Consider the following 23,043-nt stretch of genomic DNA (forward strand, 5'->3'; position numbering starts at 1 on the left):
TCACGCTCCAAGAAAAGTTTCGCGGAAGGTGTTGCGCGCAGTGCGCAGCGACAGGTCTTCCTGGCTGGTGTAGCTGGACAGTTTTTTCACCGCGTGATCGTTGACCTGATCCTCGACCCAATCCGGGTCGTACAGCGGAATGAAATCCTGCTCGGCCACGCGCGGATCGAACATCGCCTGCAAGGTGCGCCCCTGCACGCCGTTGAAGCTGATCGCCAGCACCGGCTGCGGTCCCTGGCGGATCATGGTGAGCAGCTCGAAGTCGGCACGACCGAGAAAGCCGGAGATCAGATCCAGCCACAGGGTGGAAACCAGGTTGCGATACAGCGGGTCGGCCGGCAACGGCAGCAGCAGGCCCTTGCCGAGACGCGCGCTGCCGCTGCTCATCACCGGCTGCAGCAGAATGCCGAGCGCAAGCAGAATGCGGCGTACCGACACCGGGCGCTCCGGCGAGGTCATCAGCTGTTCCAGGCTGCCCAGGGTCTGCATTTCCAGGAAATCCTGGAACGCCGGATTGAGCGATTCATACAGCACGTTGACGTTGGCGCGATTCTCGGTGAGCTCGGTCAGCGAGGCGGCCGGATCGGCGGCGTTGCGTGCGCGATGGCTTTCGCGCTCCAGCCGCGACCATAGCCGCGAGAACGCCAGCGGGCTGCGCGAAATAAACGCCAGTGGTTGCGGCACTTGCATCGATACGGCCGCCATGAACGGAAAGCGGCGCCCCGAGGCATCGCTGCTCGGCAGCAGATGGCCGCCGATGGCGGCATTGCTGCGCGAGCCGAGAATGGCGAAGTTCAGCGCATGGCCCAGGTCGTAGAGCTGCTTCCAGGCCACATCTTGCGCCAACTGCTCGATGCCCTGGCCGGCCCAGCGATCCAGCATGGAAATCAGCTGATGGTTGTTGTCCAGCGCCTTGAGAAAATCGCCGCGGCTGGGCAGCTTGCCGAAATAACTGATATTGAGTGTCAACTCGCCGGTCATGGCGCACCCTCCGTGGTGGACTGCGTGCTGTTGGTGCCGCTCGCGGCGTTGCTGCTGGTGCTGGTGCCGGCCACGCTGGCGGGCAGGGTGGCGCCTTGCAGTCCTTGTTTCTGTGAGCCGTCGGCATTGGCCTGGGCACTGCTGACCAGGCGCAGGTGCACGGTAACGGCGATCTGGTCCTGGCTCCAGGTCAGCGTGTACACGCCGTCGTCGCCGCGACTGCCCTTGGCTGCGCGGAACAGCTGCGTGAGCGCATCGCCGCCGGTCAGGTTCTGGATCATCACGGTGCGGCCGTCAAAGGTGACCGCGCTGATCTGCACGTTGGAGTTGGCATCGCTGCCGTTCCACACGAACGACTTCCACTCTGGCGGCGTGTTGCGATAACGCAGCGTCTGGCCATTGATGTTGATGCTGTATTCGCTGATGCCGCCGCTGCCGGGTTCGGGTTCGACCTGGAACACGGTCTGGTCGGCGCCGCCAACGGTCTGGCCGAGCGGTGCCACCCACTGCGCGAAACCGGTCATCAGCTGCGGCGACAGCGTGATGCCCATGTCGGCCCATTGCTTGGCGGTCAGCGCATCGCCGCGGCGATCGACCAGGGGCCCGAGCGTATCGCTGGCGAACTTGGAGATAGCGCCTTCGGGGCCGAAGATCACCGAGATCTCGCTATTGGCCGCCTGGATCTGGCCATTGGTATCGAACGGATACTTCTGCGCCAGATCCTTTTCAAACGGCGTGTACACCTGCGCCGTCCAGATCTTGTTGATCTCGGTTTCGGTCGGCGGCACCAGGGCGCTGAAGGTCTGCATCAGCGGACGCAGCAGCAGCGGGCGCAGCGTCTTGCGCTGGCTGTCGTCGAGGCCATCGAGCATCTGCTCGTCGACCAGCTGCAGGCCATCGGAAAGTTCCGAGCCGCTGCTGGCCAGGGTCTTCTGCATCAGGTCGCGCGCGCCCGGGCCGGGATCGCCCTGGTTCTTGATCGCGTTCAACCGCGTGCGCAGCTTGGCCAGCATGTCCAGGTAGTTCTGCATCAGCGGCGGATTGTTGTCGCGCGCAATCATCAGGCGCGCAACGCCGGCAAATTCGCGGCCGACCGGGCCGACCTGCAGCGAACCGTCCGGTGCCTTGATATTGTCGAGGTTGAGATTCACGCCGCGCGGCTGCTGACGCAGGATCACGCGCTTGAACCAGCCGACCAGGCCGCCCTGCGCAGACTTCAGGCCCTGGTTGACCAGCGAGGGATTGTCCCAGGAGGTTTCCTGGTAGACGGTGTCCATCAGCTTGCGCATCGGCGAATTCTGCGGATCGCCAAGCTGGTTCATGTTGCTCACGGCGGCTTCGAAACTGCCGAACGACGCCACCGACACGCCCTGCATGAACTTCTTCCACTCCGTCACATAATCCTTGGCATACATCGATTCGAGCTGTTTCTGGATCTGCTCGGGGCTGCCGGAAAGTGTGAGGTCATCCTGCTGTGCGCTTTGCAGCACCCAGTCGCTGGCGTTCATTTCCTTGTTGGCGGCGTCGTGGATGGCGTCTTTCACGTAGCCTTCCCACGCCTCGCGCGAGTAGGTGCCGGAAATTGCATAGCTGCCGACCAAAGTCTTGTCGGCCTGGTCGCCGACGATCGCGGCAACGCTGATCGAGGGGAAGCGGGTGGCGGCGCGCGCCTTGATCTGCGCATACACGCGATCCACCGCCGGCATGCCGCGCATCACATGGTTCAACGCCTGGCGCGTGTCGTCCACCAGCGACACCTTGGTGTCGATGGTCGGCCAGCCGGCCTGGTCGGACTGCGCGATGTAGTAGTTCAACAGATGATCGGCGCTGCTGATCATGTCTTCGCGCGTCATCATGCCGCGATTGGCGTTGAGCCATTCGCGCCAGAAGCGGGCGAGCTGGTCAGTCAGGTGCACCTGTTCGACATGGCTGGCGTCACCCAGCATCAGATAGGCCTTGAGCGCGTTGTAGGCGTCCTGGCTATTGGTGGGCGACAGCGCCTGATAAGTGGAGCCGTTCTGCTGCGCAGGCTTGGCGGCAGCGTCCGGCGCACCCGATTGCGCCGGCGTCAGCTGATCGCGATGCGCTACCACCTGGGCCAGATACGCTTCCATGTTCTGCTGCACTGGCACCAGCATCAGCTGGCGCATGCCGGCGAAATATTCGGCGCGCAGCTTGTTCTCGATGGTGTCGCCCTGGTACAGGCCCAGGCCGAGCATCAGCGGATGGTCGCCGCGATAGGCATCGAGCTGCTGCAGGCGATCCTGCAGGATCTGCAGGGCCTGCAGGCGCGATTGCAGATCGACCCGGCCTTTCTGCAGCCCCACCACCTTGTCCAGGTCGGCCTGCACATTGGTGACCAACTGCTTGTTGTCGGTATACGACCAGGCCCAGCCGGCCAGGGCCAGTCCGAGCGCCAGTGCGGAGCCGAGCATTACCGCGTAGCGCGTGCGCGTGCGATTGCGGCTGGAGTACTGCTGCACCAGCTGTTTGTCGGCGAAGATCACCTTGCGGAACAAGTCGAGCAGGAAGTAGCTCTTGGTCGAGGTGACGCTGTCCAGCTGCGGCGCTTCGTGCGGCCTGGACAGGCCATAGCGCTGGGTAATGCGATCCGAAGCCGCATGCACCGACGCGGTTTCCTGCAGCGCGCTGGTGAAGTAGAAGCCGCGGAACACCGGGCGGAACTGGAACGGATTGTCTTCGAACAGGGTGGTGATGAAGGTGCGCAGCGTGGCCTTGATACCGCTGAATTCCAGCGGCAGGGTCAGCAGGCCCGGCGCCACGGTATTGCCGCGCGCCAGCGCCATCTGCGACAGGCTCATTTCCTTCACGCCCTTGGACAGTTCGTCGAAGTAGCGATCGAACTCGTCCGCTGCGTCATTGCCGTCGCTGGGATGGAACGGCAGGGTAGTGCCCCAGACGCGTTCGCGTTCGTTGTCGTCGAGCGTGCGGAAGAAGTCGTTGAAGCCGGCGATCAGGTCGGCCTTGGTGAACACCACATAGACCGGCGCGATCACTTCCAGCCATTCGGTGAGTTCCTGCACGCGCTGGCGCAGATTCTTGGCCAGGCTGATCGCGAATTCGGGGCGGTTGCCGGTGAGCTCGGCGATGCTGGCGGCGATGATGATGCCGTTGATCGGCGCGCGCGGACGATGCTTGCGCAGCAGCTCCAGGAAGCTCAGCCATTCGCTGCGGTTTTCGTCGTGCACCGAATAGCGGCCGGCGGTGTCGAGCAGGATGCCTTCGGTGGTGAAGTACCAGTCGCAGTTACGCGTGCCGCCGATGCCCTGCACGATGCTGCCGTGACTGTCCGCAAACGGGAAGCGCAGGCCGGAATTGACGATCGCCGTGCTTTTGCCGGCCGCGGGATTGCCGATGATCATGTACCAGGGCAGCTCGTACAGCGCTTCGGTGCCCTTGGTCTGGCCAAGCCGCGAGGTCTTGATGGTTTTCACCGCATCGCGCAGGCGCGTATGCAGGGCTTCCACATCCGCGTTGTGCGCGGTGGCCTGGCCGGCACTGTTGGTGCCCGGCTTCAGCAGTGCATCGCCCAGTTGTTCGGAGGAGCGGCGTGCGCGCAGGTGATGGGCGATCCATAGCCCGATCAGTACCAGCAGCAAGGCCACCAGGCCGATGCCGATCCAGAAGGCCAGCATCTTCAGCGTATTGGGCCCGAGGAAAAACAGCCCAGCCATGATCGCGATGCCGAGGATGGCAAGCGTTCGCGAGTCGGTGAGCATATAGCGAAGACGGTTCATCGGTAGCGTATTCCTGTCATGCCAATGAAGGGGCACTGCTGGCGGCAGCGTGAGCTTCCGTTGCTGCCGCGGGTGGGGAGAGGAGGAGCACGGCGCGCGTGCTGGCATCGTGGTGAGAGAGCACCAGGCAAGGCTGCTGCGATTCGCCGGCCAGTGCCGCGGCCGCGGCTACCGTGGCGAGCGCAGTTGCCGCGCCGCAATCGCCGTTGGCACAGGCGAGCGGCAGCAACGCCTCGATGGCGTCGTTCTCCGGCGCCGCATGCTCGGCGATCTGCAAGGCTTCGGTGTAGCGGCTGGGGCGCATGTCGGTATCGCTGACCAGGTGCATCAGCGCCTGCGGCGCTATCTCCGGCGCCTGCGCCAACGCCTGCTCCAGCAGTTGCTGCACGATGTCGTCCTGCGTCTTGCCGGGCGCGTCGACCGGCTTGGCGCGCTGCGCGGCCAGCATGCGATGCAGCAGCATGGGCGGTTCGCCGGCATTGGCACGGTATGCGCCGAGCAGCACGGCGCTGGCGCCTTCGCCCGGCACGCGGCCTTCGGGCTGTTTGGCGCCATGCAATTGATGGGAGGCATCCCATTCGGCGATCGTGGCGGAATCCATGTGCGAATCGCTGGCCAGCAGCAGGCAATGTGCACTGTCTGGATGACGGTTGAATTGCACGTTGAGTTCATCCAGCCGCTTCAGTGCGGCGAGGCCGTTTTCGGCGGTGCGCGCCACGACCTGCAGCTGTGGTGCCTGCCAGCCTTGCGCGGCCAGGCGGCCGCTCAGCCAGGTGTGCGCCGTCTGCCGGTCGTTATCGCTCCAGCGGGATGGCAGCAGCCATTCCAGCCGCAGCAGCACGGTCGGGGCGGCCGGCGCGCGATTCGGCTCCGCAGCTTTTTGCGCTGCGAGCATGCCGTCGAAGTGTTCGGCGAGCATCTTGCCGGCTAGCGTGTCCGACAGCCACAGCACGCGGCGCTGGCCTTCGGGCCAATGCTCCGCGACATCCGGCAGGGTTTCGTCGATGGACGCCAGCTCCACCGCTTCCACCGGTGCGGCGAACGTCGGTGCACCGCGCAGGTCGTGCCACTGCGGATGCAGGCTGGCACGCTTCTTTGCGCGTGCCGCATCGAGCAGCGCAGCAGGGGTGTCGCCGGCCGCGAACAGCACCTGGCCATCCAATACGGCGACACGATAAGCCAGGGTGGGATCGACCGGCTCCGCATCGTTCGTTTCGACCGCGGCAGCCGCGGCCGGCGTTGCAGGCCGCGCGCGGCGCTTGATCGCATCGATGCTGACGCGCAGCAAGAAGTAGCCGAGCAGTAGCGCAATCGGCAATGCCACCAGATACAGCGCGATGTCGACACTGTTGGGCACGCGATTGCTCGCGCGCCATTGCATGATCATGACCGCCCAGATCACGCCGAACGTCGCGATGACGATAGCGAGAGGGCGGAGGAAAGATCGCCGTTCCATCGACGTGATTACCGGTAAAGCGCGTGGTGCTTCACGCTGCCTGCGCGCATCAGCCGCCCCCGGTGGAGCTGACGGACTGGCTGGAAATCAGCGTGGCGCCGCAGGCGGTCTTGTCGCCCTGGCGGGCTACCGGCTGGCCCATCACGAGCATGCTGTTGTCGCCGGTGGCAATGGTGTTTTCGCCGCACTTGGGGCAAGTGACCTTGTCGCCGATGCGCGCGATCTGCTTGTCGAGCGTGCTTGAAGTGGGCGCGCCGCCGACCACGGTGCCGCCGTGGCTGGTCTTGTCGCCGATAACGATGAAAGGTTGCGTCATGCCGGGTTTCCTTACCGCCTATCCATGTGTATCCGATTCCGCCGGGTGCGCGCTGCGCTCAGCGATAACGCGGCCCGATGCCGGCCGCATGCAATTCCACGTGCCCCAGATCCATCATTTTCCAGTTTCCTCCCCACACCAGGCCCGCAGCTTGGGCGACTTCGCCGTAGAGCTGATAACCGCGCATGGCCCAGGGGTCTTTCTCGGAGATCACCAGTTTGCCGTCGCGAAAGAATCCGCAGTCGGCGGCCAAACCGTACTGATGATAGCTCTGATAGGCGCCCGCGTTGGTGACGCTGCTCCCCTGGGACGCCAGCATGGCCTGCCGTTCGGGACTGCGATAGCCCTCGATCAGCGCCATGTCGTAACCGTAGCGCTCTTTCATGATCTTGAAAACCACCAGCAGGCGCTGGCGGAAATCCGGATAAAGCTTATCCCAGTCGCGGCTGGCCGAACCGAGATCCGGTCGCACCATTTGTACTTCTTTGGTCACGAAGACTGCTGGCGGCAGCGGCGGCGGCGGGGCCAACTGCTCGCCCTTGAGCAGGGCGGCGACCAGGTTGGTGGTGTCCTGGTCGGCCTGGGTCGAGACTTCGTAGCCATCGAGCATGGCGTGGCGGTGCAGGCCGACGATCAGCAGTGGCGGCAGCAGCAGGATCAGCACCAGCGCGAGCAGCAAACCGCGGTGCCGCGCCAGCCGACCGAGCATGTGCGCGAAGCTGTCGCGGGTATGACGGGACTGGTGCTGCAGTGTCTTGCTGGAATGGTGTTGCCATTGTTTTGTGCGCGCCGTCACACGGCGTACACATTTTGCTAACCATTTTCCGACTGCGCTGCGCGCGTCCGGAAATACCAGCAGCCATAGCACCAGCAGTGCGGCGGCGAGCAACAAAAGCAGCCAGGCAAAAATCGGATCCATGAAGCCCTGAACATCCTTGATTAAAATTCCCTTTGGCGTAACCGGCGACCGGGCCCGCGGCCAAGCTACCGTGACGCTGTCACTGGACAATGACAACCAGGTCTTGGACCATCAGCGCGGTACCTAGTATGGTTTCGTCCTGTTCGCCTCGTGGACTAAAGCTTAAAGGGAGTTGCGCTTGGACCCGCAGGAACCACGATCTAAAGCACCCAGCCTGCTTGCCGGCGACGCTCAGCCGGCGCCGGCATCGAAATCGCCAGAACGCATTCTATCCGGCCTGCAGGGGACTTCGGCTAGCCCTGCACAGCCTGTTCGTGCACGTCGCTGGGTGTGGCCGCTGGGCTTGCTCGGGGTGGCGGTAGCCGCCGTGGCATTGCTTGCGGTGGGCGGCGTGTTTGAGCCGTCCAAACCGGTATCTTCGTTGGTCCAGGCAGGCGGTCCCGCCGCTTCGCTTGCGCCTGCTGCGGATCCGCAAAATCATGCTGCAGCAACTGCCGAGCCGGCCGCCGCGTCAACCAGTGCGGCATCGGCTGCCGCCAAACCCGCCAGCGGATCGCAGAATGCGGCAGTGATTCTGGCCGATCAATTTGCGCCGGCAGGCGCGGCCTCCACCGCTGCCGCGGCACCGGCTTCCAGCGCCAGCAGCAAGGACACCGCCGCGCTGGGCGACATGTTCGCGCCGCATGCTGCCGGTAAACCGCCGATGCTGATAGCGCATGCGGCCAAGCGTGGCGATGCTTCCGGCAGCGATTCGGATGTGGATCTGCTTGCCGTGCTGATCAATCACCTGGAAGTGAACGAAGCTGCCGGCAAAAAGGCGCACGGCCGCCACGCCAAGAAGGCGACCGCCGATGACGATGTACTGCCGCAGGATTGCCCGCCGGCAAATACCGAAGCAGGCGTAACCTGCCGCCAGCGTTTCTGCGCGGCGCATGCAGGCCAGGGCGATGCATCGTGCCCGGCCGCAACGCCCGGCGGCGCATAACGCAAACGCAGGCATGCCGGGTAGGTTGGGTTAGCGCAGCGTAACCCAACAAATTTCCCGTCTTCGCGCATGCCTTGTTGGGTTGCCCCCGGATCAAGTCCGGGGTAACCCAACCTACGCGATCAGCCGTTGCGCGATTCGTCGGTGCCTACGTCGAGCAGATCTTCCAGCTGGCTCAGCGCATTGTTGTCTTTCACTACCGTCTTCAGCCACACGTGCAAAGGCATATTGCCCCAGCGCGCAGCCTTGTCGGCGAGATAGGCCACGGGGCTGTGCGGTTCGGTGCGGCGGAAAAAATCCGCTACGCGTCGCAGCAACAGCAGCGCTTCGCGGCGATTGGCGATTTCGCCGCTCACGCCGCTGGCTGCAGGAGCCGGGGCAGGGACTGCTTCAACGGCGCTGTTGTTGCCCGGCAGCGGCGGTGGCGCCGATGCGTCCAGCGAGGTGACGCCTGCCGTCGATGCCATGCGCAAGGCGCTGCGCACCACGTCGCCCACCGCATCGCGTGCGGCGGTGAAGCTTGGGCCGTGGGCGCCAAGCCGCGCATCCACCACCGATTCCAGTGCCTTGAGCGCTTCCAGCACCTGCGGCGCCTGCTCGGCCAATTGCTGATAGAACTCGAACGGCGTAGCCGCGCGCGCCGCATCGATGCGTGCGTTGTCCGGATAATCGGATTGACCGTCGCCGGACAGACCGCGCGCCGCCATTTCCAGCGCGATGGCGTCATAACGGCCCTGCGATGCATTGGTCAGCGGAATCGAGCGCGCCCACTGGATCGACTGCGTCAGCAGCCAGCTGAGATTGCCCACGCGCAATTCATGATCGTCGCCGTCGGCTTGCGGATGGATGCTGTCCCAGTAGCGATCGCACAGGCCCGCCACCAGTCGGTAGCCGGCGGCCAGGCCGGCGAAGCCGTCCATGCGCGCGCTGGCTTCGGCCAGCCAGACGGCCAAACGCAGGTCCTTGCTGCGCGTACGCAGCAAGGTGCCGCACTGGCGCGACACGCTGAACCAGTCGGAGGTTTTCAGATCCGTGACCCATTGCCCCTGGTCCAGGCTGGCATCGTCGCTGCGGCGGGCCTCCTGGATGGCGTCGAATTCCGCGGAAAACGACAGATCGTCGCCGCACGGGGCGTCGGCGGAAATCGGTTCAAGCAAGGCTTCAATATCGATCATGGGGCAGCATTCCCTGGCTGGGCTTGACGATGTTAAGCGGCGGCGATGGCCGCCGTAGAGCGGGCCGGCCGGTGGCAAATGGCTCCGGCAGAAGCCGTATCCTGCCATAAACGATGTGCCAATCCCGTGGCGCCGTTGACAGACATTAGCTGCATAACGCGATATTCTCCCGACGCTGGAATCTTTATGGATTCATGGTTCGGTTGATGGATTGATCAGCCCAGGGAGAAGGACATGGACATCCCCCAGACGCTTGGTTCGGCCGTGGCGTCGCTCGCTACCTTCACGGACGCAACGCGTCTTTACGCTATCGATGGCGATGGCCCGCTTTCCTCCTTGCAGGTCGAACGCTGGAGCGGCAGCGAAGCCTTGTCGGCGTGCTACGCGTGGACGATCGATGCCCTGAGCACCGATGCCAACCTGTCGCTGGACGACATGCTTGGCCAGCGCGCCGCCTTGCGTACCACCCTGGCCGATGGCAGCAGCGCCGTGCGCAGTGGCCTGATCTGCGAAGCGCAGGCGCAGGGTTCCGAGGGCGGCATGGCGCGCTATCGCCTGGTATTGGTGCCGTGGCTGTGGCTGCTGGGGCAGGGCCGGCACAGTCGCATCTTCCAGGACCAGAGCGTGCTGGATATCGCCGCCAGCGTATTCGGCGATTACAGCGATTTTGCTTCCTGGAAAATCACACCCGATGCACGCAGTCTGATCGCGCAGGTGCGCCCGCGCAGCTATGCCGTGCAGTACCGCGAAACCGATCTGGCCTTCGTCGAACGCCTGCTGGCGGAAGAAGGCCTTGGCTACAGTTTCATCGAAGACAGCAGCGCACCGGCCGGCCATACGCTGGTGATCTTCGGCGACAGTGGCCAGCTGCCGGAAGATGCCAGTTCCGCCGCCGATGCCTCCGGCGCCGGGCTGCGCTATCACCGGTCCTCCGCGACCGAAGCCAGCGATACGCTGCAGGCGCTGGGTCCCTCGCTGCAACTGGCGCCGGATGCGGTCACCTTGCTCAGCTACGACTACGCCGCCGTGAGCGCGGTGAGCGCCAGCACGCCCATCGACGGCGCGCAGGGGCAGCGCGAAGCCTACGATCCGGTCGGCATGTACGCCTTCGCCGATTCGCGCGAAGCCCAGCACTACGCTCAACTCGCCGCACAGGTCCATGAAGTTCAGCAACAGCGCTGGGAAGGCCGCGGCACCGTACGCACCGCCCGCACCGGTACGCGCTTTCGCGTAACGCAAGCGCCGTGGGAAGGCGAGGCGAACGCACCATCTGCCTTCGTGTGGACCCGCGTCTGGCATGCCGGCATCAACAACTTGCCCGACAGCGTGCAGCAGGCGGTGCAAAAGACCCTTGGCGATAGCACGTCGGAACAAGGCATTCCGCATGGCGTCGACCAGGCGCTGTGGGAACGCGCCAAAACAGTCGGCTACGCGCAGCATTTCGACGCCCTGGCCAGCGATCATCCCTGGCGCGCGGCGCTGGATGACGGTCACGGCCTGCGCCTGAATCCGCGGCCCACGGCACCCGGCGTGCAAACGGCGATCGTGGTCGGCCCCGAAGGCGAAACCAGTCCCGGTGCCAGCGGCCCGCTGCATGCCGACAGCATGGGTCGCATCAAGGTGAAGTTTCATTGGATGGACGGCGGCGCCAGCTGCTGGCTGCGCATGACGCAACGGTATGCTGGCAGCGGCCACGGCATGCAGGCCTTGCCGCGCATCGGGCAGGAAGTGCTGGTCAATTTCATGGACGGCGATATCGATCGCCCGGTGATCGTGGGTGCGCTGTACAACGGCCAGGGCGAAGCGGGCGTGGTGCCGAGCCCGGGCGCCTCGGCCGTGGCACCGGCCACCGCGCTCTATACGCAGGCCGCCGATTTCCAGCCCAGCGCCCAAGGCAACCTCGCCGGCGGCAACAGTCCCGCATGGCATGGCCTGAGCGCCGATCCCAGCGGCCATGGCAACGCCGCCGCGCTTTCCGGCCTGAAAACCCAGGGCTTCGATGGTGATGGCTACAACCAGCTGGTGATGGACGACACCGACCAGCAAGGTCGCCTGCAATTCGCCACCAGCCACGCCGCTACCCAGCTCAACCTCGGCAACCTGGTGCATCAGGCCGACAACTACCGCGGCAGTTTCCGCGGTCGCGGCATGGAATTGCGCACGGACAGCTACGGCGCTGTGCGCGGTGGCAGTGGTGTGTTGCTCAGTACGTATGCCGCCAGCGGCAACGAACCTGCCGGCGATGCGGTGGCGGCCAGTGCCTTGCTCAAACAACAAAGTCAGCTAAGCAAGGCCTTGAGCCAGGCCGCTACGACGCACACGACCGTACCGCTGTCGACGCATGAAGGCGTGATGCAGGCCAATGCCTCGCAGCTCAATCCGCAGGCGGCACCGTTGGATGCGATGCAAAAAAGCGTTGGAAGCGTGGTCAGCAGCGACAATTTTCAGACGGCCGAGCCCGCCCAGGGTGCCGGCAAGGATGGTGACGTGCCGCATAGCGCAGATGCATTGCTCACCATGGCGGGGCGTGGCGGTATCGGTGCCATCGCTGGCCAGTCGCTGCATATGGTGGCCGGCGAAACATTGGCCATGGGCAGTGGGCAGGACACCAATCTTGCAGTCGCTAACCAGCTGCGCATTCACGGCGGCCAGGCGATCGGATGGCTGGCCGGTGCACAGAAAGCGGATGGCGTAGGTCTCAACCTTGTAGCCGGCAAAGGTGCCTTGAACATGCAGGCACAGCACGATGCGCTGGCCTTGCGCAGCAAAGGCGACCTCAGCGTGGTGTCGGCCAATGCTGCCGTAGAGATGCAGGCCAAGCAGACGGTGCACCTGGCCGTGAGCGGCGGGGCGCATGTGACGATATCGGGCGGCAACATCGTGTTCGGTTGTCCCGGCAAGATCACCGTGCATGCGGCCAATCATCAGTTTGTGGGGCCGACGCAATTGTCCAGGGAAATGAACAACTGGGACGAAGCGCAGTTCGATGAACGCGTAAGACTCACCCAGCGCGACGGCAAGACGGCGGCGGCGAATTATCGCTACGAATACGTGCGTGCCGACGGCGCGAAAATACAGGGCGTCACAGATGGGGACGGCTGGGCTTCAATGCAGAAGGGATTAGGGATGGAGCCATTGAGCATTCGACTGCTTGGCAAGGCCTAGGGAGAGGCACTCATGACTGGTGAAACCACGCGGCCCGTCGGGACCACGATCGGTGAGGATGGCGTACCTGTTGCGCAAACCATTACCTCGCCCACGGATGACAAGGTGCGCGCCCAATGCAAAACCCTGCCGCATACGGTTGTGCCGATAGTTTTCGTGCCGGGCATCATGGGGTCCAATCTCAGGGACAAGCAGACCAAGAAAAATATCTGGGGTTTGAACTCCGTGATCGGCATGCTGTTCCAGTGGGGATTTCGTTCCTCCGGTACACGTCAAAGCAAGCTCGATCCCGGCAACGCCGAAGTGGATCCTGGCGGTGCTTTTCCCGGTAAAAGCGCTACCGTTCCCAATGCGGCCGTGGCGAAAGATCGAGGCTGGGGCACGGTGGCCAAAATGTCCTACGGCGATTTTTTGCGCTGGCTGGACAACAGTCTCAATTCCGATTTCTGCAATTCGATCGTTCAAGGCGACGACAAATCGCCATGGGCGGATTTCCAGGACAAGGATTTCAGCAAGGAATGGGGGGCGGAAAAAAGTTTTACTTCGCTTACCGACGCTGAATCCAACCAGGCTTGGAATAATTTTTATTGCCCGGTACATGCCGTTGGCTACAACTGGCTGCAGAGCAATGGCCAGTCAGGCAAGGATCTGGCTGCAAAGATCAGCGAAATCATCAAGACCTGGGCGGATTACGAAGTCGGCGGCCAAAAGCCCTATAAGTGCGAGCAGGTGATTCTGGTCAGTCACTCGATGGGCGGTCTGGTCAGCAGGGCGGCAACGCATCCTTCATACGGAGCCTGCGCATCCAGCGTGACGGGCATCGTGCATGGTGAGCAGCCGGCCAATGGCGCGGCTGCTGCCTATCACCATTGTCGTAGCGGCTATGGCGGTATGACCGGCATCGTGCTCGGGCGCAATGCCGAGCAGGTTACCGCGGTCTTTGCCAGCAGCCCGGGCGCGATGGAATTGCTGCCCAACGCCAACTATCCGAAGAGCTGGCTGAAGGCGAAAGACACCAGCGGTGCGCAGCCCGCGCTGCAACTGCCCAATAGCGATCCTTATGAAGAGATCTATGCAAAGAAGGATCCCTGGTGGCGCCTGGTGGACCCGGCCTTTATCGATCCGGCTGGAACTTACAAAAAATCAGGTACCGATCCGTGGGTGGCCTATGCGACCAACCTGGCTGAAGTTGGCGCTTTTCATCAGGGCTTAGGTACTTTTTATCACGATCCGACGTATGTGCATTACGGTGCCAGCACCGGCAAGTATTCTGCCTGGGGCGACCTGGTGTGGCAGTCTTCCACCAGCATAAGCGTGGGCCAGGATGCGCTTCTGGCTGCTATGCCCAGCGATGGCAGCAATCCGGTTACTGTGCTGGGCATGAAATTCGAAATCGTCGATCCGCAAAGCGTTGGATACCTACAACCTGGCGATGGCACCGTACCGGTTTGCTCCGGCGAGGCGCCAAATCTGCAGGGAGGTGGCAGTGTGAAGCAGAGTTTTCGCATGCAGGGTTTCGAACATCAGGATGCTTACAATAACGAGCTGGTTCGCAATGCAACCTTGTGGGGCATTGGTAAGCTGCTTCAACAGGCGAAAGTGCTATGAGTGTAGGAGTTGGTCATGATCCGGACGCTGCGTTGCTTGTTTGTGGCGCTTTTGCTTGCCGTCGCGGCAAGCGCCGTAGCTGCCCAGGGGGATGCGCCCGTGACTGAGCATGGATCGAGGTCTATCTGCGCTGGACGTTTTGCGATCGACCTGCCGGCCGATGCCGAAGTGGCTATTAATGCCACTTATCGCAATGCGCAGCTGAGCGGTGCCACGGCGGTCCGCAACCTGGACGCCTGGAAGAGCAGCCTTGGAACCAAGGCCAAGCAACTGTCTTCCAGCCCCATGGTCAAGAATGACTACAAGGATCAGATCCTCAAGTCGGCAGGTGTCAATCCGGGTGACTTGTATGGCAAGACCCAGTTGGTCGATTATGAAACGGATGATTCCCTGCAGCGCGCATGGCTCGCTTATCAACCTGATCCTGCCAAGCCGGATCTACGGGTTGAAGTGCACAAACTGATCCATGGCATGGACTACATGTTCGTGGCAAAAGGTTTGGGGGCGAATGCTTATCCGCGAGTTAAATCCGATTTGCTGACGGCGGTTGGGCAGTTTCAGCCGATCGGCAAATACGAGGCGCCGAACCAGCCCGGCTTTTGCGTAAATGGTGGCGTCTATCTCGATCCCGGCCATATGCCGGTAAACGAGCGCCTTACCTTGGTGGTGACCTTTCCCAAGCGTCCGGACCTGCAATTCACCATCGATACCAATGCGATCGACCAAGTGAACAAGGGCGAGCCGCCGCTGAAAGATCGGGTGGATAGTGATCTCAACGTGATGCGCGCCAACTATGCAGGCGTGTCTGTCATGGCGCGCGGCGAACTGCAGGCAGCTGGTCAGCAGGGCTATCAGATCGGCGTAAGCGCTCCTTATGATCTGGCGCCGGGGACGCATATCCGGAAATTCTTCTGGAGCGCCGATGGCGTTCCTAATGATGTGACGCGGCCGTTTATGGAAGTGGACTTCACGATCCAGCCGACCGACGACGGCAAGTCCACGGTGAAAGATGATGCTGAGGCGAAGGAACTCTGGGATCAGTTGATCGCGGCGATTCACATCCGCCCGGGTGCGAAGGGCACGCTATAAGCATTCATGATGCACAACAAAAAAAAAGCCCGGCAAATTGCCGGGCTTTTTTATTAATGCAGGCTAAGAAGCCAGATCAAGGCAGCGTGATGGTGAGACTCGCCGTCCGCTCCGGCATCTGCACCAGATTGTTATACGGCGCCAACCGCTGCGCCGTATTGTTCTGCAACGACACGCGCAGCGTGAAATAACCTACCAATCCGATCACCGCCAACACGGCGGCGGCGGCCCATACCGGCACCGTGCGGCGCAGTACATGCGATACGCGATCCGGCGGCGCCCAGTGCGGGGCGAAGCCGGTGCGCTTGCCTTTGAGGTAGACGATCTCGTCGCCGAGGCGGGCGGTGAGGTAGCCGAGTTTTTCGGTACCTTCCAGGCGATATTTGCCTTCGAAGCCGAGCAGCAGGCAGAAATAGAACACTTCCAGCGATTGCAGGCGCGGCGCGCCCTGGGCGCGCAGTTGCTCGAGGCGGGCGAAGAAGTTTTCACCGGCGAGATGGTCGCCGAACAGGGCGAGCTGCAGCGGCTTGCGTGCCCAGTCTTCGCGGAAGCTGCATTCGAGGCTGCTGAGGATGGCTTCGTCGACTACGGCGCAATAGGCGTACTTGGCCGCGTGCACGTCTTCATTGGGAACGCCGTTGCGCGAGGCGGTGCGTTCCATATTGGCCAGGAACTGGCGCACGGCGTCGGTGAAGGGCGCCTCGGCCAGCGGCACTTGGCCGCGCTTGATCAGCAACAGCATGTAGAAGCCATCCGACATCATGTCGAGCAGGCTGGGCGGTGCCTCGACGGGAACGTCGGGGGTGGCCGGAGTGGTGGGTGTCGCGCTGCGTTGGTCCATCATGGCGTAAGGGCGATCAGTTCGAGTTTGAGTTCGGGAATGCCGGCGGGCACGTAGATCATGATCGATTGCGACTTGAGCATGCGCTCATACAGTGCGCCGCGTGCCTCGATCGCGAAGTAGGTGCTGCCGGGGCGTACGGGAATGGCCGCCGGAATCTGCGGCATATGGCTGAGGGTGACGCCGGGCAGGGCGGACAGCACGGCTTTTTCCACGTCGTCCGGCGCTGCAACCTTGAAGCGCACCGGCACTACGCTGATCAGTTCGGCCGGCGGCATGGCGGCGCCCACGGCCAGGTAGAACGCGCATTTTTCGTCGATGCGCTGCGAGTCGATGCGGCCCAGGTGGTACGACGGACGTACCTCGGTCAGCGCGATGCCGAAGTAACGCGCGGAGATCACCGTGTCGATCAATTCGCGGATGATCTTGAACAGCTTGTCGAAGCCGGGGCCGGGCTCGTTGTGCGAATACGGCGGCAGGTCGGACAGCTGATAAGAGGGCGAGAAGGTCAGCAAGGCGCCGGACAGGCGCAGCAGTTCCTGGTACAGGCGCTCCGGCGGCAGGCCCGGATGCTGGTAGAGATGCGATAGCGATGCAAACGCCGAATTGGCCGTATGCAGCAGCCAGAACGACGCGATGTCGCCGGAGCGGAATTCGATGATGTGTTGCGAGGGTTCGCGATGCAGGCCATACAGCGCCTGGGTCTTGGCCTGCAATGCATCGAGCAGGCGGCGCAGTTGCAGAAACAGCGCCGGCGTTGCGCGCAGGCTCATCGACGGCGGCATGTAGTGCACGTCCTGCTCGAAGCTGCCGGTGCTGCTGCGGCGCAGGCGCACCAGCGGTACGACGTTGAAGGCGTCGCGCGGCTGGTCGTCGGTGAGCAGGCGTACGGACTTCTTCAGGAAGGCCAGCTCGGCTTCCGCTGCTTCTGAGTAAACATCCGGCGTCTGTACGTTGTTCTGCACATAGCGGCTGTTGGTGACCTCCGGATCGCCTTCCTGGGCGCAATTGCCACCGTATTCCTTCAGCAGCGGCAGGGCGAGATAGACAGTGACTTCCTGCGTGCCGGCGGGCAGCCCTTCCAGCGAAATCGGCTGCGGCAGCTCATCGGTGTCCGGTGCGGCGTACAGCTCGCCATCGGGGAAAATCACCGAGATCTGCAGCGGACGCAGGGTGCCGGAAGAAAGGCTCTGGGTATCGAAGCGAACCTGGCGCACGCCCCATCCATAGGGGTGCAGTGCCTGGCTGGTCTCGTGCAGGCGCGCCTCGTGATAGGCGTCCTGGCGTTGGAAGTGCTGTGGGCGAAGGAACAGGCCTTCGCCCCAAAATAGCTTGGCTGCTTGACTCACGCGGGCCCCGTGGCAATTCGAAGGTTGACGCGGATACGGGCTGCAACGCGCTGCACCGATCCATGGCAGACACTGCGGGCAAGCTTACTCCGAGCCTGCCCCTTGTCGATACTTTTAACCGCAGCGTGTGTGCGCGTGCTCATTGACTCAATGACGGGCAATGCACGGACGCCAGCGAACCCGGATCGTCCGGCAATTCGGTCAGCAAAGCGCCGGCGGTCGATGACATGGCACAGGCGTGGACGCCCAGGGTAATGCCGCTAGTTGACGATTTCTTGACGTCGTAGACAAAACGCCAGCGTAGTGCGGCCGGAGTGCGGAACTGCGCCACGAAGCCTAGGTAGCGCGTATCGCCGGGCATATGTTCGACGGTGATATAGCGCTGGTCCGGCAACACCAGCATTTCGCGGCTGTCGATCAGGTCGTTGCCCAGGTCCGATTGTTCCTTGCTGTTGTCCAGGAAGTCGTCGAAGGGCGTTTGATTGAAACGGTCCGGCGAACGCAGGTGGTACACCTTCACCACCAGGGCCAGCGCTTTCTTGCCGTTGCCAGCATTGAGGTTCTTGGCCGTGTAGATGCGCAGCGGAACCAGTGCTTCCACCGGTTGCGGGGGTTGCGGCGGCGGGGCCTTGGCCAGGCCGATGGCCTGCATCATCTTGCTCATCGCGCCGGGCTGGCTTGCGCCAGCCTGGCTGGCTGCATCGCTGGCGGTGCTTGAGGCGCTGCCGCCGCTGGTGGCGCACGCGGCCAGCGTTAAAAGCAGGGGCAGCATGCAGAGGTTACGCAAAGGACGGAAAGAGGGGTGCATGTCCATGGAGGGTGTAGAAGTCCTTGGCATTTTCGCTGGAAGGGCTCGGAAGGCTTGTAGGAAAAACCTTACAAAGCGTGTACGAATTCGGTGCGCAAACGAAGGGAATATAGCCGACTTCGCATTCCACGCATCACGTTGGATCATATGCAATCCGATGCGTCACACAGCGCCGTTTGTGTCACTACATAAATGTGTAGGAAATGTGATGCCGGACAAATAGTTTCGGATGATTCTGGTTGCAACTTAACGTGACGTATTATAGAAAGTGTACGAATTTGCCAGCGGGCAAGGACGTTCTCGTCGAAGCCTCGGCGCAGTGTCAGTATGGGATGACAGGGAGATAACTGGTGAAAGTAGTATCTACGCGTATTGCCGTAGCGTTGGTGTTGGCCTCCGTTCTGGTCGGATGTGCCGAAAACAAGCCCAAGCCGGCTCCTCCCCCGCCCACTTACGATCAGCTGATGCAACAAGCTGATGCGCGTTTCAATGCGCAGGATGTCGATGGTGCGAAAGGGCTCTATGTAAAGGCCGCTGCGGCCGATCCCACCCACAAGGAACCGTGGTACCGCCTGGCTCAGATCGATTTCGATCAGCAGAGCTACGGCAAGGCCATCGTCGATGCACAGGAAGTGCTGCAGCGCGATCCCACCGATCTCAATGCCGAAAGCATTCTCACCATCGCCGGCCTGCGCGTAGCCGTCGATGCACTGGGTCGCCTGCATGACGAAAGCGACCAACAGGGTCCGGCGCATATGGAAGCGGTGAAGCTTGCCGCGAAGATGCGCGAAACGCTCGGTCAGGATGTGCTGGTTCCGCCGGCGCCCAAGCCCAAGCGCCGCGTCGTGCATCACACCCCGGCCGCTACCGACGGCCAGACGCCGGCACCTGCCGCGCAGGGCGGTGCGCAGCCGCAAGCGGCGCCTGCCAACAGCAATCCGTTCCAGGCCCTGCCTGGCGGTGGCCACTGAGCGAACGCTGCGGCGTTCAACTCGGGCCTAATCACAGGAGAGAGCTATGGCCAAGAAGGAAAGCATCCAGAAGCGTCTGCAGAAAGTGCGCCCCCCACGCGTGCAGCTGACTTACGACGTGGAGAAGGGCGACGCCATCGAGCAGAAGGAGCTGCCCTTCGTGGTCGGTGTGCTCGGCGATTTCAGCGGCAACCCGGAAGAGGCGCTGCCGAAGCTGCGTGACCGCAAGTTCGTCAACATCGACATGGATAATTTTGACGATGTGATGGAGGGCATGGCCCCGCGCGCTACCTATCGCGTACCCAACACGATCGGCGGCAAGGGCGAATTCGGTGTGGAACTGAAGTTCCGCTCCATCGAGGATTTCCGCCCGGAAGCGGTGGTGCAGCAGGTAGAGCCGCTGCGCAAGCTGCTGGAAGCACGCAGCAAGCTGGCCGACCTGCGCAACAAGCTGGCGGGTAACGAGAAGCTGGAAGACATCCTCAACGAAGTGCTCAGCAATACCGAGAAGCTCAAGCAGCTCGGCGTCGAGACGGGTGAGGAGCAGGCATGAACACTGAAGCAGCCAGCGGTGCCAGCGGCCAGGCCGCCGTCGCCGAAACCCAGGACAGCCTGCTCGACCAGATCGTCGAGCAGAGCAAGGTCGCCAAATCCAACGTCGAGCATCAGCGCGCCAAGGACATCATCACCGAGCTGGCACGCGAGGTGATGAAGGGCACCGTGGTTGTCTCCGACAACCTCAACCGCACGCTGGACGCGCGCGTGGCCGAGCTCGACGCGATGATCTCCGAGCAGCTCAGCGCGGTGATGCACGCGGACGAGTTCAAGGCGCTGGAAGCCAGCTGGCGTGGCCTGCACTACCTCTGCCAGCAGACCTCGACCGGCGTGATGATGAAGATCAAGGTCTTCAACGCTGCCAAGAAAGATCTCAACCGCGACTTCAAGTCGGCGCTGGATTTCGACCAGAGCACGCTGTTCAAGAAGGTCTACGAAGAAGAATTCGGCACCTTCGGCGGTTCGCCGTTCGGTGCGCTGCTGGGCGACTACTCGATCGGCCGCCAGCCCGAAGACATGTATTTCGTGGACCAGATGTCGCACGTGGCAGCCGCGGCGCATGCACCGTTCATCTCGGCCGCCGCGCCGGAGCTGCTCGGCCTGGAAAGCTTCGACGACCTGGGCAAGCCGCGCGACCTGGCCAAGGTGTTCGACACGGTCGAATACGCCAAGTGGAAGTCGCTGCGCGATTCGGAAGACGGTCGCTATGTGGGCCTGACCCTGCCGCGCTTCCTCGGCCGCCTGCCGTACAACCCGAAAGACGGCACCACCACGGAAGGCTTCAACTTCGTGGAAGACGTGGACGGTACCGATCACCGCAAATACCTGTGGTGCAACACCGCCTATGCCTTCGGCGCACGCCTTACGCACGCCTTCGAAGATTTCGGCTGGTGCGCGGCGATCCGCGGCGTGGAAGGCGGTGGCCTGGTGGAAGACCTGCCCACGCATACCTTCCGCACCGACGACGGCGAAGTGGCGCTGAAGTGCCCGACCGAAATCGCCATCACCGACCGTCGAGAAAAGGAATTGAGCGACCTCGGCTTCATTCCGCTCGTGCATTGCAAGAACACCGACTATGCGGCGTTCTTCGGTGCGCAGTCGATCCAGAAGCCGAAGAAGTACAACACCGATGCGGCCAATGCGAATGCCTCGCTGTCGGCGCAGCTGCAGTACATCTTCGCGGTATCGCGCGTGGCGCACTACCTCAAGGCGATGATGCGCGACAAGATCGGCAGTTTCGCCTCGACCACCAGCGTAGAGTCCTTCCTCAACCGCTGGATCACCCAGTACGTGTTGCTGGACGACAACGCCACCCAGGAAGCCAAGGCGCAGTTCCCGCTGCGCGAGGCGGTGATCCAGGTGACGGAAGTGCCCGGCCGTCCGGGTGCCTATCGCGCGGTGGCGTTCCTGCGTCCGCACTATCAGCTCGACGAGCTTTCGGTATCCCTGCGTCTGGTCGCGGAGCTGCCGGCTTCAGTGAAAAAGTAAGCGTGGAATGCCGGGCGATCCCTGTAGCTCGCCCGGCCGCAAGTCGTAAGTGTGTCTCTCAACCATCCACTTCCTTGTCAAGGACGAAACCATGAAAGATTGCTACATGCAGTTCACGGGCCCCAGCATTCAGGGCGAATCCCAGGATAAAGACCACGCCAACTGGGTCGAACTGAGCTCCTGGACGCACCGCATCGTGCAGCCGAAGTCCGCCACGGCTTCCACCGCCGGTGGCCATACCGCCGAGCGCTGCGAGCACGATGAAATGGTATTCACCAAGGATATCGACGTGGTCAGCCCGAGCCTGTACCAGGCCTGCTCCAGCGGCACCACGTTCGGCGAGATCACCATTGATTTCATGCGTGCCGACGGCGATGGCAAGCGCGTGAAGTACCTCGAAGTGAAGCTGAAGAACGCTATCGTTTCCAGCGTGACCCCGTCCGTGCAGGGCGAAGGTCTGCCCACCGAAACCTTCGGCCTGAAGTATGCCGCCGTGCAGTGGCGCTATACCCAGCAGAAGATCGGCGGCGGCCAGGGCGGCACCTCGCAGGGTGCATGGAGCCTGACCAAGAACGACAAGACCTACACGGCCTGATCGTTTCGCCGGCCGGATGGCGCTGCCAGTGCGGCGCCATCCAGCCATATCGGACCTCTGCAAGGAATCACGCCAAGGCCCATCGACGCGGCTCGATGAAGGAACCGGATCATGAAAGGCTTCGAGCCGAGCCTGTTGGAAAAGTTGTTCGACGATACGCCGCGCGATGCGGCGCACGGCACGGTCAAGCGGCTGTCGATTGAAGAGTTCAAGGACTCGGTAGCGCGCGATGTCGAAGGTTTGTTGAACAATCGCTTCGTGGTGCAGGAGGAGTTGCTCAAGCAATTCCCCAACTGCCAGCGTTCGCTCGCCACCTACGGCATCCACGATTTCTCCAACCGCAGCCTGGCCAGTTCACCGGACCGCGCTTTCATCTGTCAGTCGCTGGAGCTGGCCATCAGCCGGCACGAACCGCGGCTGACCAATGTGCGCGTGACGCTCGACCAGGGGCAGAAATCCAGCGGTGCCCTGCGCTTTTCCATTTCCGCCTTGCTGGTGATTCATCCCTCGCGGGAACCGATCAACTTCGATGCGCTGCTGCAGCCGACCACCTTGCAGTATTCGGTGAGCCGGACGCGGCGCGCAGCCATGGTCTGACCTTTGCATCAACGGAGTGTTGCTATGTCATTTGTCATCGGTGCCACCAAACGCACGCAACTGACCACCGGCAGCGGTGGCCAGAACATTCATCCGCTGGCCGAACTGGGCCTGCCTGCCGCGCTGGCGTGGCGTGCGGGCAACACCGTCAGCGGCCTGGCTCCCGGGCAGTTGCCGGTGGGCACTGCGCTTTCCACCTTCGACGCCAACGGGCGCAGCTACGGCGAGTACGTGGCCATCTATCTGAGCCACGACCAGGGCGGCATCCATGCGCTGGTGCCGTCGGGCACCGGGCGCTGGCAGAGCAAGCGCTTGTCGTTCCAGCTGCCCGATAGCGCGCATGAAGCGCTGAACGGCAACAAGTACCAGGTCATTGCGCGGTAAATC

The 23,043-nt window shown here is 62.7% G+C and carries 19 protein-coding genes; 10 read left to right on the top strand and 9 right to left on the bottom strand.

Going from position 1 to position 23,043, the window contains the following annotated elements; translation table 11 throughout:
- The 5 genes from tagF to IGX34_RS11860 form a co-directional block, all read right to left on the bottom strand.
- Complete coding sequence (tagF, locus tag IGX34_RS11840) at positions 1-981, bottom strand: type VI secretion system-associated protein TagF (RefSeq protein WP_192555929.1); 981 nt, start codon at positions 979-981, stop codon at positions 1-3.
- Positions 978-4,739, bottom strand: a complete 3,762-nt coding sequence (gene tssM / locus IGX34_RS11845) for a type VI secretion system membrane subunit TssM (protein ID WP_192555930.1) — start codon at positions 4,737-4,739, stop codon at positions 978-980. The genes tagF and tssM overlap by 4 nt, the downstream gene beginning before the upstream one ends.
- A 16-nt stretch (positions 4,740-4,755) precedes the next feature.
- Positions 4,756-6,126 (bottom strand): hypothetical protein, encoded by a 1,371-nt coding sequence (locus tag IGX34_RS11850; protein WP_192555931.1) that lies wholly within the window; start codon positions 6,124-6,126, stop codon positions 4,756-4,758.
- Between the two features lie 118 nt (positions 6,127-6,244).
- Positions 6,245-6,511: a PAAR domain-containing protein gene (locus IGX34_RS11855; RefSeq protein WP_192555932.1), complete on the bottom strand. Its 267-nt coding sequence runs from the start codon at positions 6,509-6,511 to the stop codon at positions 6,245-6,247.
- A 58-nt stretch (positions 6,512-6,569) separates the two neighbouring features.
- Positions 6,570-7,430 (bottom strand): M15 family metallopeptidase, encoded by an 861-nt coding sequence (locus tag IGX34_RS11860; RefSeq protein WP_192555933.1) that lies wholly within the window; start codon positions 7,428-7,430, stop codon positions 6,570-6,572.
- A 568-nt stretch (positions 7,431-7,998) separates the two neighbouring features.
- Here IGX34_RS11860 and IGX34_RS11865 point away from each other — a divergent pair.
- Positions 7,999-8,415 (top strand): hypothetical protein, encoded by a 417-nt coding sequence (locus IGX34_RS11865; RefSeq protein ID WP_192555934.1) that lies wholly within the window; start codon positions 7,999-8,001, stop codon positions 8,413-8,415.
- Positions 8,416-8,537: 122 nt separating this feature from the next.
- On the opposite strand, the gene tssA is transcribed toward IGX34_RS11865, so the two are convergent.
- A complete protein-coding gene (gene tssA, locus IGX34_RS11870; protein WP_192555935.1) occupies positions 8,538-9,590 on the bottom strand; it encodes a type VI secretion system protein TssA in 1,053 nt (350 codons plus the stop codon).
- A gap of 234 nt (positions 9,591-9,824) precedes the next feature.
- Here tssA and IGX34_RS11875 point away from each other — a divergent pair, with 234 nt between their 5' ends.
- From IGX34_RS11875 to IGX34_RS11885, 3 genes are read left to right on the top strand one after another with little or no spacing between them, the layout of a single operon-like run.
- Positions 9,825-12,755, top strand: coding sequence for a type VI secretion system Vgr family protein (locus IGX34_RS11875; protein ID WP_192555936.1), 2,931 nt, complete (start codon positions 9,825-9,827; stop codon positions 12,753-12,755).
- 12 nt (positions 12,756-12,767) lie between these two features.
- Positions 12,768-14,363, top strand: a complete 1,596-nt coding sequence (locus tag IGX34_RS11880; protein ID WP_192555937.1) for an esterase/lipase family protein — start codon at positions 12,768-12,770, stop codon at positions 14,361-14,363.
- A 15-nt stretch (positions 14,364-14,378) separates the two neighbouring features.
- Positions 14,379-15,452: a T6SS immunity protein Tli4 family protein gene (locus IGX34_RS11885; RefSeq protein WP_192555938.1), complete on the top strand. Its 1,074-nt coding sequence runs from the start codon at positions 14,379-14,381 to the stop codon at positions 15,450-15,452.
- A gap of 76 nt (positions 15,453-15,528) precedes the next feature.
- On the opposite strand, the gene icmH is transcribed toward IGX34_RS11885, so the two are convergent.
- From icmH to tssJ, 3 genes are all read right to left on the bottom strand, one after another.
- Positions 15,529-16,296 (bottom strand): type IVB secretion system protein IcmH/DotU, encoded by a 768-nt coding sequence (gene icmH, locus IGX34_RS11890; RefSeq protein ID WP_192555939.1) that lies wholly within the window; start codon positions 16,294-16,296, stop codon positions 15,529-15,531.
- Complete coding sequence (gene tssK / locus IGX34_RS11895) at positions 16,293-17,642, bottom strand: type VI secretion system baseplate subunit TssK (RefSeq protein WP_192555940.1); 1,350 nt, start codon at positions 17,640-17,642, stop codon at positions 16,293-16,295. Before tssK ends, icmH begins: the two co-directional genes overlap by 4 nt.
- A 139-nt stretch (positions 17,643-17,781) precedes the next feature.
- The gene (gene tssJ / locus IGX34_RS11900) at positions 17,782-18,414 is read right to left on the bottom strand and encodes a type VI secretion system lipoprotein TssJ (protein ID WP_192555941.1); all 633 of its coding nucleotides are present in this window, start codon (positions 18,412-18,414) and stop codon (positions 17,782-17,784) included.
- 386 nt (positions 18,415-18,800) lie between these two features.
- Here tssJ and IGX34_RS11905 point away from each other — a divergent pair, with 386 nt between their 5' ends.
- The 6 genes from IGX34_RS11905 to IGX34_RS11930 all read left to right on the top strand — a co-directional run bounded on the left by IGX34_RS11905 (position 18,801) and on the right by IGX34_RS11930 (position 23,040).
- On the top strand, positions 18,801-19,421 hold the full coding sequence (locus tag IGX34_RS11905) for a tetratricopeptide repeat protein (RefSeq protein ID WP_192555942.1): 621 nt from the start codon (positions 18,801-18,803) through the stop codon (positions 19,419-19,421).
- Between the two features lie 46 nt (positions 19,422-19,467).
- Positions 19,468-19,974, top strand: coding sequence for a type VI secretion system contractile sheath small subunit (gene tssB / locus IGX34_RS11910; RefSeq protein WP_192555943.1), 507 nt, complete (start codon positions 19,468-19,470; stop codon positions 19,972-19,974).
- Entirely contained in the window at positions 19,971-21,464 is a 1,494-nt protein-coding gene (tssC, locus tag IGX34_RS11915; protein WP_192555944.1) for a type VI secretion system contractile sheath large subunit, read from the top strand. The genes tssB and tssC overlap by 4 nt, the downstream gene beginning before the upstream one ends.
- Before the next feature lie 91 nt (positions 21,465-21,555).
- On the top strand, positions 21,556-22,059 hold the full coding sequence (locus tag IGX34_RS11920) for an Hcp family type VI secretion system effector (protein ID WP_192555945.1): 504 nt from the start codon (positions 21,556-21,558) through the stop codon (positions 22,057-22,059).
- Positions 22,060-22,170: 111 nt separating this feature from the next.
- Complete coding sequence (tssE, locus tag IGX34_RS11925) at positions 22,171-22,656, top strand: type VI secretion system baseplate subunit TssE (protein WP_192555946.1); 486 nt, start codon at positions 22,171-22,173, stop codon at positions 22,654-22,656.
- 24 nt (positions 22,657-22,680) lie between these two features.
- Positions 22,681-23,040, top strand: coding sequence for a hypothetical protein (locus IGX34_RS11930; RefSeq protein WP_192555947.1), 360 nt, complete (start codon positions 22,681-22,683; stop codon positions 23,038-23,040).
- Positions 23,041-23,043: the final 3 nt, after the last annotated feature.

The sequence above is a fragment of the Dyella acidiphila genome (assembly GCF_014863405.1).
Taxonomy (GTDB): domain Bacteria; phylum Pseudomonadota; class Gammaproteobacteria; order Xanthomonadales; family Rhodanobacteraceae; genus Dyella_B; species Dyella_B acidiphila.